Raw genomic sequence first — 14935 nt, forward strand, 5'->3', positions numbered from 1 at the left:
ATGCAGGGGATGCAGGAAATATCTCGGGATGCAGGCGGCGCGGAACGATGCCGCCATCCCTGTCTTCATTAAGAAGAAGGATTGCAGTTCCAAAAAGTTTTAGACACAATAGTTTGCAATTTCCAACCTCTTCCTGGAACGGGGTGTGCGCATGAGTCCGCGGATTTCTCTTCTGGTGCTCGCGATGGTGGGCGGGCCTGCGGCGGCACAGTCATTGCCATCGACGGTCGTTCCCAACAATCCCGGCAAGGTCATCCAGACCTACAAGCAAGACAAAGGCTCGGAGCGAGGCGACGAGATTCCGCCAGGCGGATTCACCCTTCCCGTGTTCGAGGAATCACCGGATGGTCAGCGCTACCGGGTGAAGCTTGCAGGCAAGGACGCGTGGATCTTCAAGCGAGACGTTCGGCCGACCGAAACGACCCTCAGCGTGCGCGACATGTGCTCGACGGTGGGCCCCTCGGTCCATGCGGGCGCCACGCGCAATGCCAACGAGGCCTGCCGATTGAAGTAGCGACTTCGGCTGCGACAGCCTGCTGATTCTTTCGAGACCGCCGGGGGTTCGGCTGACACCCCCCAAACAACAGAGATCGAGGAGCTCCCGAGATGCGTCCTGCATGTATGGTGTCGGCGGCCCTGGTGGCTGCCCTGTGGGGGTGCGCCGCCCCCACCGGTTCTGGCACAGGGTCTGGCTCCGGGAGCGAGCCGAGTCTGCTGGAGCGCGGCAAGGAAGCACTGTCGAACGTGCTGGGCGGCCTCGACAGCAAGCCGATGATCTCGCGCCTGAATCCGGGCGCCTACGAGCCATCCAACGAAGCCATCGGCGACGAGATCGACATCAACGACAAGCGCGTGAGCCACGGCCTGGTGCCGCTACCCGCCGCCACGACCTACGCCAACCGGGTGCTCGACAAGCTCAAGGCAGCCAGCGGCGTGACGGACGTGCCCGGCAGGGTGTTCGTCGTTGCCAACGACCAGCTCGACGCGGGCGCCACACCCGACGGCAACATCTTCGTATCGCTCGGCTACCTGCGAAATCTGCAGAACGAGGACCAACTCGCCGCCTTGCTCGCCCACGAGCTCGGCCATGTGCTGCTGCACCATCACGACAGCAACTGGATCGGTCGAAAGCAGAAGGAAATGATGTCCTTCTTCGAGGACAGCGCGCTGCTCAAGAACACGTTGGAGAACGTGGTCTCCGGCAACAAGGCACCCACCAAACCCTACACACCGGGCCAGCAGGAAACGCTCGACCGCATGCTGCTGCTGGTCAAGCTCAACGATCGGGCCCTGCAACCGGCCTGGGGGCGACGGCAGGAAGCCGAGGCGGACCGGTTGGGCGTCGACCTGATGATCAAGGCCGGCTACAGCGTGGCCGACGGCACCTTGCCCTGGCTGGGCAAGGTCGCCGAGTGGGATGCACAGCAAGCGAAGCTGCGCGCCGAACTCGCGGCTGAGCGACAGGCCAGCATCGAGGCGTTGTCGAGCCAGGGGCGCATCGATGCGTCGGCCAAGATGGCGCTCGACGGCGCGATGAAAGACGTGCTCGAGGAGATGGCGCGCGCACACGACGACGGCAGCAAGCGGCTGGAGGAAATCGACGTCTACCTCGACAAGGTCCATGCCAACTCGGAGGTCGCTCGCAAGGCCACGGTCGCGCCCTATACCCAGTTCATGCAGCAGCGCGATGTCAAGGCAACGATCGATGGCTACCGCGAAGCCTTCGTGGCGCGCAACCAGGTCGTCGATCGGAAGTTCGCGCAGGCCCTGCCGACCCTCCGGCGACTGACCGGCAGCGGCGTGATCGCCTCGCATGCCCTGCCCAACTACCTGATGTTCGAGGCGCAGCGCGGCGGCGGCGGCAGCAGCGCGGCCAACGAGCAGGCGCTGCGGCGCAGCCTTGCGGCATCGGAGCCGACATGGGAGCCCTTCGACTCGGCGGCCGCGTACTACGGCGCCCGGAACCAGAAGGCGGCCATCCATGAGGTCGGCCGCAATGCCATGGCCAAATTCAGCAACGCGCCCTCGGCTTATCCACGTCTCGTTGCCCTGTACACCCGGTATGGCATGAAGGACGAAGCCGCCAACGTCTTCGTCGAATGCCGGCGCAAACAGGCGCAGATGCGCCTGGCCTGCGAGAAGGCACTGAAGAAATGAGCGCCGCGGGTGACCCCCTGTGGAGGCAAAGGAACTGGCGCTGGGATCTCTGGGTGGCGATTGTCACGGTAGCGACGGGTCTGGCCCTGGCCTGGATGACAGCGCAGATTCCGCAGCAGGAACTCGCGAAGCGCGCGGTGATGCGCGCGGTGTCACCCGCGCTGACGCCGATCTACGGCGAGCGCGGCAGCCGGGAAATCACGGTCGTCACCATCGATGACGCCGACCTGGATGCCTTCGGGAAGACATGGCCGCTGGCGCTTGGCTTTCTGAGCCGCCGCGTGGAAGTCCTGCTGGCAAAGAAGCCGCGGGTGCTGTTCATCGACCTGCTCCTCAAACGCGAGAGTTCGTTTTCGGAGATTGCCGCCCTGCGCGACGCGATCTGCAAGTCGCGCGGAACGACAAAGGTCTACATCGCATCGCTTCGCGGATTGCTGCCTGATTCCCCGACCGAAGCCGAGCTGTTCAAGGAACATCCGGAGCCCCGACCCACGCCCGACTCGCCACTGAGGATGAGTGTCTGCGCCACCCCGGTGGACGCGCGGGTGACGCCGGACGCGCATGACCAGTCGCAATGGGACTACCCCATCCAGATCGAGACGAGCGCAGAAGCTCCACGGCACATCCGCTCGGCAGCACTCGAGATCTTCTGCCGGGAGCAGCCCGATCTCTGCCCCCATGATGAGCGAAAGCCGCCCTCGCTCGCAGTGATCTGGCCCGCCCGCTCGTTCCCGACCAATGTCCAGACGATGATCCGGGAGCGAGAACCCAGGCAGGTGCCTGCCACCTACGAACCCACGTGCCGCGACGGCATCCCCGCCTGGGAGGCGGTGCCCGGCGCCGTGTTGGCCGAAGCGCTGATCACCCGATGGATCATCGGATCCGGTGCCGGCCAGCGCAAGGCGGGGCCGCTCGAACGCGAAGCGCTCTCGAGAAAAATGCCCCCCTGTCCGTACCATCAGGTCATCCCCCTGCGGGCCTTCAACGGCAAGGGGTTCTCCGATGCCGAACTCGGCGCCGCCTTTGCCGACAAGATCGTGGTTCTTGGCGCGGATGTCATCGGAACCGGCGACAAGGTCACCTCGCCCATCCACGGGCCGATACCGGGGGTTCACGCCCACGCCATGGCGCTGGACAACCTGATCACATTCGAAGGGAAGTACAAGCAGGCAGGCGACTTCGATCTGGGAGACCTGAGGAGTCAAGGCAGTCTGTTCGTCATCATCAGCGTGATTTTCACCGTGGCGGTGCTCACGCTCTGGAACCACTACTTCACCGAGATCGAACCGCCGCCACCACGGCCGCTGAGCTGGTGGCAAAGCATCCTGCACCGAGCGGGCATGGTATTTCTCATCTTTCCCATGCTCGTATTGGGCTGGCCGCGAGGCCGGTCAACGGTCGATCCACGACGGCACTTTCTGGGACGGCTGGCATTCATCAACCTCAACGTCGCACTGATCGCATTCATCTTCGCCGTGGGCTACTTCTGGCTCAGGCAAGGGCCGTTGTCGATGCTCGAATACGTGTTGTTCCCCTTCCTCTCGCACTTCCTTCGGATCGGAAAAACGATCGCGGGTCGTTCTTGCGATTGGTGGCAGGCCGTCATCGACATCAACCCTTGGGAAGCATGGGCGCAGCGGCGCGCCAAGCACGCGCCGGATGACCATGAATGCGCAGCCATCAAGCCGCGGACCTGACTGACCCCAATGCCTCACTTTGCTGCGATCATCGGGACATGAGCGGCGACAAGCTACCCACCCTCGCGATCCTCCTGCCCTCGGGCCTGTTCCAAGTCCACGTGCTGACGACCGGTCGCACCACCATCGGCCGGGCACCCTCGAACCAGGTGATCGTGCACGACCGCCGCGTCAGTCGCGTGCACGCGGCCATCACGGTCGAACACGCCTTCGTGACCATCGAAGACCTTGGCAGCACCAACGGCGTGTGGCTCAACGGCCGCAAGCTGATGCAGGAGCCGCTGACCGACGGCGACGTGCTCACCCTCGGCGACTCGACCCTGCACTTCGCGTGGGAGAACCCCAACGACGTGTGCATCGAGGCCGAGCCGATGCCCGCGGTGCCCGGCCTGCGCCTGCCGGGCCACGAGTCGAAGGACACCGAGTGATCCGGGTGTTCAGCCCTGCTTCTGCACCATCTTGATGACACTGGAGAAATCCAGCGCGCCGTGGCCGGCCAGGCTGTGCGCGGCATACAGGTTGCGCGCCAGGCCGCCCAGCGGCGTGGCGGCGCGCACCGCGGCCGCGTTCTCCTGCGCCAGGCCCAGGTCCTTGAGCATCAGGTCGGTGCCGAAGCCGCCGGCGTAGTTCTTCGAGGCGGGCGCCGTCTCCATCACGCCCGGCAGCGGGTTGTACTTTTCGAGCGCCCAGTTGCCGCCCGAACTGCGCCGCATGATCTCGGACAGCACCTTCGGGTCGAGCCCGTTGGCCACGCCCAGGGCGATGGCTTCGGACGTGCCGATCATCAGGATGCCCAGCAGCATGTTGTTGCAGATCTTGGCGGTCTGCCCCGCCCCCGCCGCGCCGGCGTGGAAGATATTCGCGCCCATCTTCTCGAGCACCGGCCGTGCGCGTTCGAGGTCGGCTTCGCTGCCGCCGACCATGAAGGTCAGCGTGCCGGCGATGGCGCCGCCGGTGCCGCCGGACACCGGTGCATCGATGACGGCCACGCCCTTCTTCGCGGCCGCTTCGGCGACCTTGCGCGAGGTGGCGGCGGCAATGGTGCTGCTGTCGATCACCAGCGTGCCGGGCGCGATCTTCTCGAGGATGCCGGGACGGCCGTCGCTGCCCAGGTAGAGCCCTTCGACATGCGCGCTGGCCGGCAGCATGCTGATGACGATCTCGGCGCCGTCGAGCGTGGCCGCCGCCGACGCGGCGATCGGCAGGCCATCGGCCGCGAATTTCGCGCAGGCGTCCTTCGACAGGTCGAAGGCGCTGAGCGTGTGGCCGGCCCTGAGCAGGTTCATGGCCATCGGGCCGCCCATGTTGCCCAGGCCGATGAATGCGATCTTCATGTCTTTGTCTCCGTTGATTTTCATGGGGGGTAGGCGTCTCAGACCAGCGGCACGAGCTCCGGCGCCATCTCGCCGCGCACGCGCAGGTGGTCATCGACGAAGGCCGGCGTGATCTCGGCCAGCGTCGCCGGGTTCCATCGCGGGTTGCGGTCCTTGTCGACCAGCACCGCACGGATGCCTTCGGCGAAATCGGCGTGCGCGCAGAAGCCCAGCGAGGCCCAGTACTCCAGGCGGAACACCTCGGCCAGCGACATGCGCGGCACGCGTTGCCACAGCGCCCACGACAGCGCGACCGAACTGGGCGCGCCCTTGGCGTAGGTCTTCACGGCCGTCTGCAGCCACGGGTCCTCGCTCTGCAGCGCGCGCAGGCGCTGGTCGATGGCGAGCAGGTCGTCGCCGGCCAGCGTGGCGTTGACGAGGTCGAAGTGCTCGCGCAGTTTCGATGGCGGCATGGCCGCGCCCTCGCCCGCCTGCGCCAGCAGCCTGGACATGAGCGCGCGGTCGGCGTCCGGCGTGCCCTTCCACCCGGCCGTCGTGATCGCCTCCAGCACGTGCGCCTTGGCCGCGTGCGGCACCAGCACGTCGGCCAGGCCGGCGAAGATCGCGTCGGCGGCGTTGATCTGCGCGGCGGTGAAGGCCAGGAACAGGCCGGTGCGGCCCGGCGTGCGGCGCAGGAACCAGCTGCCGCCGACGTCGGGGTACAGGCCGATGTTGACCTCGGGCATCGCGACGCGGCTGCCCTCGGTCACCACGCGGTGCGAGCAGCCCGCCATCAGGCCGACGCCGCCGCCCATCACGATGCCGTGGCCCCAGCAGACGAAGGGCTTGGGGAAGGTGTGGATCAGGTGGTCGAGCTCGTATTCCTCACCGAAGAAGCGCTCGGCGTATTCGTTGCGCTCTGCCTTGCAGTCCAGCAAGGTCTGGTAGAGCTGGCGCAGGTCACCGCCGGCGCAGAAGGCCTTCTCGCCGGCCGCGTCCATCAGCACGCCGACGATGCCGGCGTCGGCCGCCCATTCGCGCAACTGCGGCGTGAGCAGGCGCACCATGTCGACCGACAGCGCGTTGAGCGAGGCCGGTGCGTTGAGCGTGGCCACGCCGAAGCGCTGGCCGTTGGCGGTGGGGATTTCCTTGAAGAGGACGACGGGTTCGGTCATGGGCAATGAAGTGGTTGAGGTCAGCGGATGTCGCTGTCGCCTTCGAGCAATTTTCGCGCGACGATGACCCGCATGATTTCGTTGGTGCCTTCGAGGATCTGGTGCACCCGCGTGTCGCGCACCAGCCGCTCCAGCGGGAACTCGGCCAGGTAGCCGTAGCCGCCGTGCAGCTGCAGCGCGTCGTTGCAGATCGTGAAGCCCGCATCGGTCGCGAAGCGCTTGGCCATCGCGCAGTAGGTGGACGCATCGGGGTGCGCCGCGTCGAGCTTGCTCGCGGCCATGCGCACCATCTGCCGCGCCGCGACCAGCTCGGTCGCCATGTCGGCCAGCTTGAACTGCAGCGCCTGGAAGCTCGCGAGCGGCTTGCCGAACTGATGGCGGTCGTGCAGGTAGGAACGCGCCGCGTTCAATGCACCCTGCGCCGCGCCGACCGAACAGGTCGCGATGTTGATGCGCCCGCCGTCGAGCCCCTTCATCGCGATCCGGAAGCCCTCGCCTTCCGCGCCCAGCAGGTGGTCGGCCGGCACGCGCACGTTGTCGAAGGCGATGGTGCGCGTGGGCTGGCTGTTCCAGCCCATCTTGTGCTCCTTCTTGCCGTAGCCGATGCCGGGCGCATCGGCCGGTACCGCGAAGGCCGAGATGCCACCCGCGCCACCGCCGCCGGTGCGGGCCATCAGCACCAGCACGTCGGTCGCGCCGGCGCCGCTGATGAAGGCCTTGCCGCCGTTGATGACGTAGTCGCCGCCCTGCAACTCGGCGCGGGTCTTGAGCGAGCCGGCATCGGAACCGGCGCCGGGCTCGGTGAGGCAATACGACGCCAGCTTGCGCCCGCTGGTCAAGTCGTCGCCCCAGGTCTTGCACACCGCCTCGGTGCCCCAGGTGCCGAGCATCCAGGTCGCCATGTTGTGGATCGTGATGAAGGCGGTGGTCGACGGGTCGACCGCCGCCATCTCCTCGAACACCAGCGTGGCGTCGAGCCGCGGCAGCGCGAGGCCGCCGATGCGCTCGGGCGCGTAGAGGCCGCAGAAGCCGAGTTCGCCGGCCTTGGCGATGGCGTCCTTCGGAAAGAAAGCCTCGGCGTCCCAGCGCGCGGCGTGCGGCGCGAATTCGGCGGCGGCGAACGCGCGGGCGGTCTCGGCAAAGGCGCGCTGCTCTTCGGAAAGTTCGAAGTCCATGCAGCCGAGGTTACTTGAGGCTGATGGTGGTGTTGACGCCCTGGCTCACCGTGCTGTCGTCGAACCAGCGCGCCGTCACCGTCTTGGTCTGCGTGTAGAACATGATGACCTGCTTGCCGTAGGGCCCGAGGTCGCCGAGCTTCGACGCGCGTGAGCCGGTGAAGGAGAACATCGGCACCGGCACCGGGATCGGCACGTTGATGCCGACCTGCCCCACGTCGATCTCTTCCTGGAACTTCCGCGCCGCCGCACCCGACTGCGTGAAGATGGCGGTGCCGTTGCCGTTCGGGTTGGCGTTGATCAGCTCGATGGCTTCGTCGATGGTCGCGGCATTGGCCAGGCACAGCACCGGGCCGAAGATTTCCTGCTCGTAGATCACCATGCCCGGCTTCACGTCGGCGAACACCGTCGGCCCGACGAAGTTGCCCTTCTCGTAGCCGGGCACGGTCGGCTTGCGGCCGTCGAGCGCCAGCGTGGCGCCGTCGGCCACGCCGCGTTCGATGAGCCCGTTGACGCGTTCGTGAGCGGCGCACGACACCAACGGGCCCACGTCGACGCCCTTCTCCGTGCCCGCGCCGATCTTCAGCGTCTTGGCCTTGGCGACCAGGTCGGGCACCCACTTCTGCGCCTCGCCCACCAGCACCGCCACCGACACCGCCATGCAGCGCTGGCCCGCCGCGCCGAAGCCGGAACCGGCCAGCGCGTTGAGCGTCTGCTCCTTGTTGGCGTCGGGCATGACGATGGCGTGGTTCTTCGCGCCCATCATGCATTGCACGCGCTTGCCCGTGGGGGTGGCGCGGTTGTAGACATGCGTGCCGACCTTGGTCGAGCCGACGAAGCTGATCGCCTTGATGTCCTGGTGATCGCAGATGGCGTTGACCACCGCTTCGCCGCCGTGGACGACGTTCAGCACGCCGGCCGGGATGCCCGCCTGCAGCGCCAGTTCGCACAGCCGCATGGTGACCATCGGGTCCTGCTCCGAGGGCTTCAGCACGAAGGTGTTGCCGGTGACGATCGCCATCGGGAACATCCACAGCGGGATCATCGCGGGGAAGTTGAACGGGGTGATGCCGGCGCACACGCCCAGCGGCTGGAGCAGCGTGTACGTATCGACGCCGTTGGCCACGTTGTTGGCCATCTCGCCCAGTTGCAGATTGCCAATGGCCGACGCGTGCTCGACCACCTCGAGGCCGCGGAACACATCGCCCTCGGCATCGGGCAGCGTCTTGCCCTGCTCGGCCGTCAGGATGGCGGCCAATTCACCCATGTTCTCGCGGATGAGCTGCTGGTACTTGAGGAAGATGCGGGCGCGTGCGCCGATCGGCGTCTTCTTCCAGGTCTTGAAAGCATCCTTGGCCGATGCGACCGCGGCATCGACTTCGGCCGGCGTCGCGAAGGGCACGCGGGCCAGCACTTCCTGCGTGGCGGGGTTGACGACATCGCGCCACTCGGTGGTCTTGGACTCGACGAACTCGCCGCCGATGAGCAGCTTGACGGTGGCGACCTGGGTGGTCGGCTTGACTTTGGCATCCATGGATTTGTCTCCTTGTAGATCTGGGGCCGGAGGGCGGCGAACGAACGATGCTAGCTTTGCAGTTTTGCGATAGCAATAGACAAATACGCACCCACGATCTGCATAATCGCAACACATGGACTGGGACAACCTGCGCTTCTTCCTCGAGCTCGCGCGCTCGGGCACGCTGCAGGGCGCGGCGCGCCGGCTGGCGGTCGACCACACCACGGTGGCGCGGCGCATCCAGGCACTCGAAAAGCAGGTCGGATCGCCCCTGTTCTCGCGCGAGGCCGGCGGCCATCGGCTGACCGAGGCCGGCCGGCGCCTGCAGCCGCAGGTCGAGGCGATGGAGAACGCGTTCCGCAGCGTCGAGAGCGCGGCGCCGGCGTCGCACGAAGGCCTGTCGGGCGTGGTGCGCATCGGCGCGACCGAGGGCTTCGGCACCGTGGTGCTGGCGCCGCAGCTCGCGCTGTTCGCCGGCCGGCACCCGAAGCTGGTGATCGACCTGCTCGCCATGCCGCGCCTGGTGCACCTGTCGCGGCGCGAGGCCGACATCGTGATCTCGCTGGAGCGACCCGCGCGCGGCCCGGTGGTGGTGACCAAGCTCACCGACTACACCCTTCGGCTGTACGCGTCGAAGGGCTACCTCGCCAAGCACGGCGCCATCCGGACGCGCGACGACCTGCGCGGCCACACCTTCATCAGCTACGTCGACGACCTGCTCTTCAGCAAGGAGCTGCAGTACCTCGACGAACTGCACAAGCCCGACACCTTCGCGCTGCGCAGCACCAGCATCCTGGCGCAGCACGCCGCCGTGGCCGCCGGCGCCGGCATCGCAGTGCTGCCGGCCTTCATCGCCGAGCGCGATGCGTCGCTGAAGGCGGTGCTGCCCCAACAGGCGCATTTCACGCGCACCTTCTGGATGTCGATGCCGGCGGAGACCAAGCACCTCGGGCGCATGCAGGCGGTGTGGAGCTTCGTGCGGGAGACCGTCGAGGCCCAGCGCGAGGTGCTGCAAGGGCCGGCCTGACGCGCCGCTGTCCACCCGGCGATCAGCCCGCCGATCAGCCTGGCGAGGCGATCCGGTGCTTCTCCATCAGGCGATACAGCGTCATCCGTGAGACACCCAGTTCGCGTGCCGCGTGCGTGACGTTGCGTCCCGTGCGGTCGAGGGTGAAGCGGATGGCATCCCTTTCGGCCAGGGTGCGCGCCGCATCGAGGCAGACGCCGTGCTCGTGCTCGTCGCAGGCCAGCTCCAGGTCGTCGGGCGCGATGAGCCGGCTGTCGGTCATGACCACCGCGCGCTGCACGCGGTTGAAGAGCTCGCGCACGTTGCCCGGCCAGTCGTGCGCCAGCATCGCGGCCACCGCCTGACGGCCGAAGCCTTCGACCCGGGTGGTGCGCAGGTCCGCACTGCAGCGGCGGTAGAAGTGCTGCGCCAGCATCGGCACGTCCTCCTTGCGCTCGCGCAGCGGCGGCACGGTGATCGACAGCACATGCAGCCGGTAATAGAGGTCTTCGCGGAACTTGCCGCAGGCCACCGCCTCGGCCAGGTCGATGTGCGACGCGGCCACCACGCGCACATCCACCGGCAGGCTGCGCGCCCCGCCGACGCGCTGGATGGTCTTTTCCTGCAGAAAACGCAGCAGGTTGGTCTGCAGGTCGAGCGGCAGGTCGCCGATCTCGTCGAGGAACAGCGTGCCGCCCTGGGCCGAGGCGATCAGCCCGCGCCGGTCGGCCAGTGCGCCGGTGAAGGAGCCGCGCTCGTGGCCGAACAGTTCGGATTGCGCCAGCGCCGGCACGATGGCGCCGCAGTTCACCGCGACGAAGGGGCCCTCGGCGCGCGCCGAGCCCCGGTGGATCGCCTGTGCCGCGAGCTCCTTGCCACTGCCGCTTTCGCCGCCGATCAGCACGGGCGCCTCGGTGACGGCGACCTTGCGGATCTGCATGCGCAGCCGCGCCATGGCGGCGCTTTGCCCGACCATGCCCAGCGCATCGCCCCCGTCGGCCGGCGGCGCCACGCGGCAGGCCGCACGCAGGGTGGCGCGCCGGTGCGCATGCGCCAGGATCTGCAGCAGGCAGCTCGGGTCGACCGGCTCGGTGTGGTAATCGAAGAAGGCCTCGGCCACCAATTCGCGGAAGGCCGCCAGCTCCAGCGCGCGCGGCGGGCAGACGACGACCCACTCGACGCCGTCGGCCGGCCGCACGGCGGCGTCGAGTTCGGCGGTGAGCGCCGGGTCGATGGCGTCGATCAGCACCAGGCCGAAGCCGATCGCGAGCCGCTGCCGCAGACGGCGCACGGCCGTCACATCGGTGGCCCAGACGACCTCCCATCCTTCGGCGCGCAGATGGGCGTCGAGGCCCGGGGGCCGCCGGCCCGGCGCCAGGCAGAGGAGTCGTCGCGCCAGCATCGTCGGCGCCTAGAAGGTGAAGGGGATGCGCGCGGTCAGCGTGAGGTCGGGCGTATCGCGCGTGAGGCCTGCGCCCACCGAGATGTTCACGCTCCTCTTGGCGTCGTAGCGGTACGAATATCCGAGCATCAGCGTCGCCAGCTGGGTCCGCACCGAGCCCGGCACCGGCGTGCCGTTCTGCTTGACGCGGCCCACCGAATTCAGGTCGACGCCGATGCTGAACGACGACTTGTCGTTCAGCGCCAGGCCCATGCCGAAGTTCATTCCGATCACGTCGCCGGCACGGAAGTCGCCGAGGAACTCGGTGCCGCCGTCGCGCACCGTCCGGCTCACACCGCTGCGCTTGAAGTTGTAGGCATAGCTGAAGCTGCCGAAGAACACCACCGGATCGGACGGGAACAGCCAGGTGAGCCCGGGCTGCAGGGTGTAGAAGCCCGAGCCGGTCGGCAGGTCCAGCGGCAGGCCGGTGCCGGTGGTGTTGCCGATGCAGCGCGTCACGCAGTCGGTCACCACCTCGAAGGGGTCCTTGCCGGTGCGCGACTTGAAGCGCAGCGTGCCGATCATGTACGGGGTCGACGCGTCGCCTTCGTTGAACTGGTAGCGCGCCGTGACCTCGGCGTCGCCGATGTGGCGGCCGCTGGTCTCGAACACGTTGTCGATCGCCGAGCCGGTGAAGATCTCGCGGCTCACCGTGGAGTTGGAGCGGTACACGTAGGGCAGCTTGGCTTCGATCTCGAAGCGGTTGGTGATGCCGAAGCGGCCGGTCAGCGCGGTGGTGAAGGTGTGCTGCTTGACCTGCCGCACGTCGACCAGCCCGATGAGCAGCGACGGGATGATGGTGTAGCCGACCAGCGCCACCTGGTTGCTCGACGAGTACGCGTACTGGACCGACGGCTCCAGCACGATCGTGCCCTTGGGCGTGAGGATGCCCGGCTGCTCGAAGAGCGGCGCCACGTTGAAGGTGCGCGTGTCCTGGCTGGGCGGCTGCCCGACCTGGATGGGGCGCGGCGCGACGGCGACCGCGCGCGGCTCGCTCCGCGCCGCCGCCGTGGCGGCCGCGTCCGCGGCGGCACGGTTCTCGGCCAGTGCGCGCTGGAGTTCCTCGTGGCGCGCGGTCTGCTCCGCCATCGACTGCCGCAGCGCCTCGATCTCGCGGCCCTGTTCGGCCACCTGTCGCTGCAACTCGGCCAGGGGCGATGGCGCCCGACGCGGCGCCGGCCGCGGTGCCGTGGTCTGCGCCTCGGCGGCGCTCGCAACGACCGTCGCGCACAGGCAGAGCGCGATGCGGGAAAAACCTGCGGGATGAGTCATGCCAGCCCCTCTTGTCTCTAATACTTTTTGTCGCAGGCGATCCTAGCGCTACGAATTGCCGCAATAGTTTGCATTCAGAAATAATAGTAAACAGTTGTTCTTCATTTCTTCTTCGCGGCGTTCTTCCGTTCTATAGAACCCGGATGCATTTGTCGCCCCACCCATTGGCCTATTTCCAAAGACTGTATCGAAGGCTCGACACTCCCGGAGTGCAAGATTCATTCGCAAATGCCTGTCGCCAAACGATTCTTCTGGAATTTCATCGCCTTGGGTGTCACAGGAACGTGACACTTCGAGGCGCTCGGCATCCTGATTCAGGCCTCTTTTCATCGTCGAATTCAGGACGCCGGGAGAGCGGATCACCGAATAAATACCCTGGCATCGAATTTGCACATCGCCCTTTGTTGCGCGTTCAGCACAACCCTTGGCAGAGCAATTCAACCAACCATCCAGGAGACTCTATGAACAAGACACTTCTCGCTTCCGCGGTCGCGCTGGCCCTGGGCGTCGCCGCCGGTCCGGGGCTCGCCGACACGAACACGCAGTCGGGCGGCGGCGCCAACGCCTCCGATACCGCACTGGCCTTGCAGGACAACAGCACGAACAGCAGCACCAGCACCAGCACGAGCACGAGCACGAACACCGACTCGAGCACCACCACCAGCGACAGCAGCGACCGGAGCAGCAACCGCAATTCGGGCGCGGCGCGCGCCAATGCCGCGCGCTCGGTCGCGCTCAACAACGGGTCCACCGGCAGCTTCTCGAACGCCTTCAACCAGACCACCGCCACGGCCAGCAGCAACCTCAGCGGCGTGGTCACCGGCAACAACGTCAGCGGCATCGGCAACTACGCCTACAACACCGGCTCGTCGGCCGGCGGCACCGGCAACGGTGGCTACGGCGGGCGCGGTGCGGGCGGCTCCGCCTCCGGCAGCGGCCAGGGTGGCAACGGGGCGGTGGGCTCGGGCGCCGTGGGTGCCACCGGCGGCAGCGCGTCGAACGGGGCGATCAGCCACGGCAGCGCGACCAACGGCAGCGCGACCGCGGGCAACGGCGCCTACGGCTCGGGCGGCTCCGCATCGGGCGCCAACACCGGCGGTCAGGCCCGTGCCAATGGCGACAACGGCGGGGCCGGCGGCTACGGCAGCGCCGCCGCCGGTGGCGGCAACGGTGGCGGGAGCGGCGGCAGCGGCAGCGCCGATGGCGGTGGCGGTCTGCTCGGCGGTTCCGCCGGCGGCACCAGCGGCAGCACAGGCACGGCGGGGGCCGGCGGCTCGGCCACCGGCACGGGCAGCGGTGCAGCAGGCGGCGCCGGCGGCATGGGCGGCACGGCCACCAGTTCCAACACCGGCGCACGCACGGCCGGCAGCGGCGACGGCGGCACCGGCGGCCCGGCCACCAATGGCAGCGCGACCAACGGCAGTGCCAGCAACGGCAACAACAGCGCGGGCAGCGGCGGTGCGGGCGGCAGCGGCACCGGTGGCGCCGGCGGCGCGGGCAGCGGCGGCACCAACACCGCGGCCGGGGGCACCGGTGGCGTGGGTGAGGGTGGCAGCGGCGGCGCAGGCGGCACCAACACCGTGAGCGCCGGCACCTTCAACATGTCCAACACCATGACCTCCGTGGGCCAGTCCGCCGCCGGGATCATGCTGGCCAACCAGCAGAGCGGCATCAGCAGCCTGGTACAGCAGAGCGTGAACGTGCAGGCCAACCTCAGCGTCCGCTGAGGCCCTCACGCGTCCTGCCGTCCGCGGCGCGGTCTCGCACGAGACCGGCGCCGCGGTGCGGCGGCGTCTTTCCTTCTCGAGGAGCCATCATGCGAAACCTGCCTTGGAGACACCGTCTCGCGATGACGGCGGTCGCGTTGCTGCCCTTTCAGCTGTCGGCGCAGACCGTGCCGCAGGACGGCGCCGCAGGTACGGCGACGGCCTCCGTCTTCGCCGCGGCGCCGGTGGATGCCGACACGCTGTCGACCCTGCGCGGTGGACGCGACATCACCCACAACGACATGCGGCTGGACGGCATCACCGCCGGCAACGTGGCCGACCATGTCGCCACCGGCAACAACACCATCACCAGCGGCGCGTTCTCCGGCATGAGCGGCCTGCCGCTCGTGGTGCAGAACTCGGGGGCGAACGTGCTGATCCAGAACGCCGTCATCGTCAACGTGAAGATGCAATAGG

At 67.8% G+C, this 14935-nt stretch carries 14 protein-coding genes; 7 read left to right on the forward strand and 7 right to left on the reverse strand.

Annotated elements, in window-relative coordinates:
• Positions 1–151: 151 nt before the first annotated feature.
• The 4 genes from N8A90_RS10020 to N8A90_RS10035 all read left to right on the forward strand — a co-directional run bounded on the left by N8A90_RS10020 (position 152) and on the right by N8A90_RS10035 (position 4282).
• The gene (locus N8A90_RS10020; RefSeq protein WP_262074706.1) at positions 152–514 is read left to right on the forward strand and encodes a hypothetical protein; all 363 of its coding nucleotides are present in this window, start codon (positions 152–154) and stop codon (positions 512–514) included.
• A 92-nt stretch (positions 515–606) separates the two neighbouring features.
• Positions 607–2157 carry a M48 family metallopeptidase gene (locus N8A90_RS10025; RefSeq protein WP_262074707.1) on the forward strand — a complete coding sequence of 517 codons (1551 nt, stop codon included), beginning with the start codon at positions 607–609 and terminating at the stop codon, positions 2155–2157.
• The gene (locus N8A90_RS10030) at positions 2154–3854 is read left to right on the forward strand and encodes a CHASE2 domain-containing protein (protein WP_262074708.1); all 1701 of its coding nucleotides are present in this window, start codon (positions 2154–2156) and stop codon (positions 3852–3854) included. The genes N8A90_RS10025 and N8A90_RS10030 overlap by 4 nt, the downstream gene beginning before the upstream one ends.
• Before the next feature lie 38 nt (positions 3855–3892).
• Positions 3893–4282: an FHA domain-containing protein gene (locus tag N8A90_RS10035; protein WP_262074709.1), complete on the forward strand. Its 390-nt coding sequence runs from the start codon at positions 3893–3895 to the stop codon at positions 4280–4282.
• 9 nt (positions 4283–4291) lie between these two features.
• Here the strand turns inward: N8A90_RS10035 and mmsB are convergent, their stop codons facing one another.
• From mmsB to N8A90_RS10055, 4 genes are read right to left on the reverse strand one after another with little or no spacing between them, the layout of a single operon-like run.
• On the reverse strand, positions 4292–5188 hold the full coding sequence (gene mmsB, locus N8A90_RS10040) for a 3-hydroxyisobutyrate dehydrogenase (RefSeq protein WP_262074710.1): 897 nt from the start codon (positions 5186–5188) through the stop codon (positions 4292–4294).
• Between the two features lie 38 nt (positions 5189–5226).
• Complete coding sequence (locus N8A90_RS10045; protein WP_262074711.1) at positions 5227–6342, reverse strand: enoyl-CoA hydratase/isomerase family protein; 1116 nt, start codon at positions 6340–6342, stop codon at positions 5227–5229.
• 20 nt (positions 6343–6362) lie between these two features.
• Positions 6363–7517, reverse strand: coding sequence for an acyl-CoA dehydrogenase family protein (locus N8A90_RS10050; RefSeq protein WP_262074712.1), 1155 nt, complete (start codon positions 7515–7517; stop codon positions 6363–6365).
• Positions 7518–7527: 10 nt separating this feature from the next.
• Positions 7528–9051: a CoA-acylating methylmalonate-semialdehyde dehydrogenase gene (locus N8A90_RS10055; RefSeq protein WP_262074713.1), complete on the reverse strand. Its 1524-nt coding sequence runs from the start codon at positions 9049–9051 to the stop codon at positions 7528–7530.
• A 115-nt stretch (positions 9052–9166) separates the two neighbouring features.
• On the opposite strand from N8A90_RS10055, the gene N8A90_RS10060 reads away from it, so the two are divergent.
• A complete protein-coding gene (locus N8A90_RS10060) occupies positions 9167–10060 on the forward strand; it encodes a LysR family transcriptional regulator (RefSeq protein WP_262074714.1) in 894 nt (297 codons plus the stop codon).
• A gap of 34 nt (positions 10061–10094) precedes the next feature.
• On the opposite strand, the gene N8A90_RS10065 is transcribed toward N8A90_RS10060, so the two are convergent.
• Genes N8A90_RS10065 through N8A90_RS10075 form a run of 3 tightly spaced genes read right to left on the reverse strand, consistent with a single transcriptional unit; the run spans position 10095 to position 13193 of the window.
• Positions 10095–11441: a sigma-54 dependent transcriptional regulator gene (locus N8A90_RS10065; protein WP_262074715.1), complete on the reverse strand. Its 1347-nt coding sequence runs from the start codon at positions 11439–11441 to the stop codon at positions 10095–10097.
• A gap of 9 nt (positions 11442–11450) precedes the next feature.
• Positions 11451–12752, reverse strand: coding sequence for an acetate kinase (locus N8A90_RS10070; protein ID WP_262074716.1), 1302 nt, complete (start codon positions 12750–12752; stop codon positions 11451–11453).
• Between the two features lie 48 nt (positions 12753–12800).
• On the reverse strand, positions 12801–13193 hold the full coding sequence (locus tag N8A90_RS10075) for a hypothetical protein (RefSeq protein ID WP_262074717.1): 393 nt from the start codon (positions 13191–13193) through the stop codon (positions 12801–12803).
• A gap of 20 nt (positions 13194–13213) precedes the next feature.
• Between N8A90_RS10075 and N8A90_RS10080 the strand changes: the two genes are divergently transcribed.
• Both N8A90_RS10080 and N8A90_RS10085 read left to right on the forward strand, forming a co-directional pair.
• Positions 13214–14479, forward strand: a complete 1266-nt coding sequence (locus tag N8A90_RS10080; RefSeq protein WP_262074718.1) for a hypothetical protein — start codon at positions 13214–13216, stop codon at positions 14477–14479.
• 89 nt (positions 14480–14568) lie between these two features.
• Positions 14569–14934 (forward strand): hypothetical protein, encoded by a 366-nt coding sequence (locus tag N8A90_RS10085; protein ID WP_262074719.1) that lies wholly within the window; start codon positions 14569–14571, stop codon positions 14932–14934.
• Position 14935: the final 1 nt, after the last annotated feature.

Source organism: Variovorax sp. N23, assembly GCF_025486315.1.
GTDB lineage: Bacteria > Pseudomonadota > Gammaproteobacteria > Burkholderiales > Burkholderiaceae_C > Variovorax.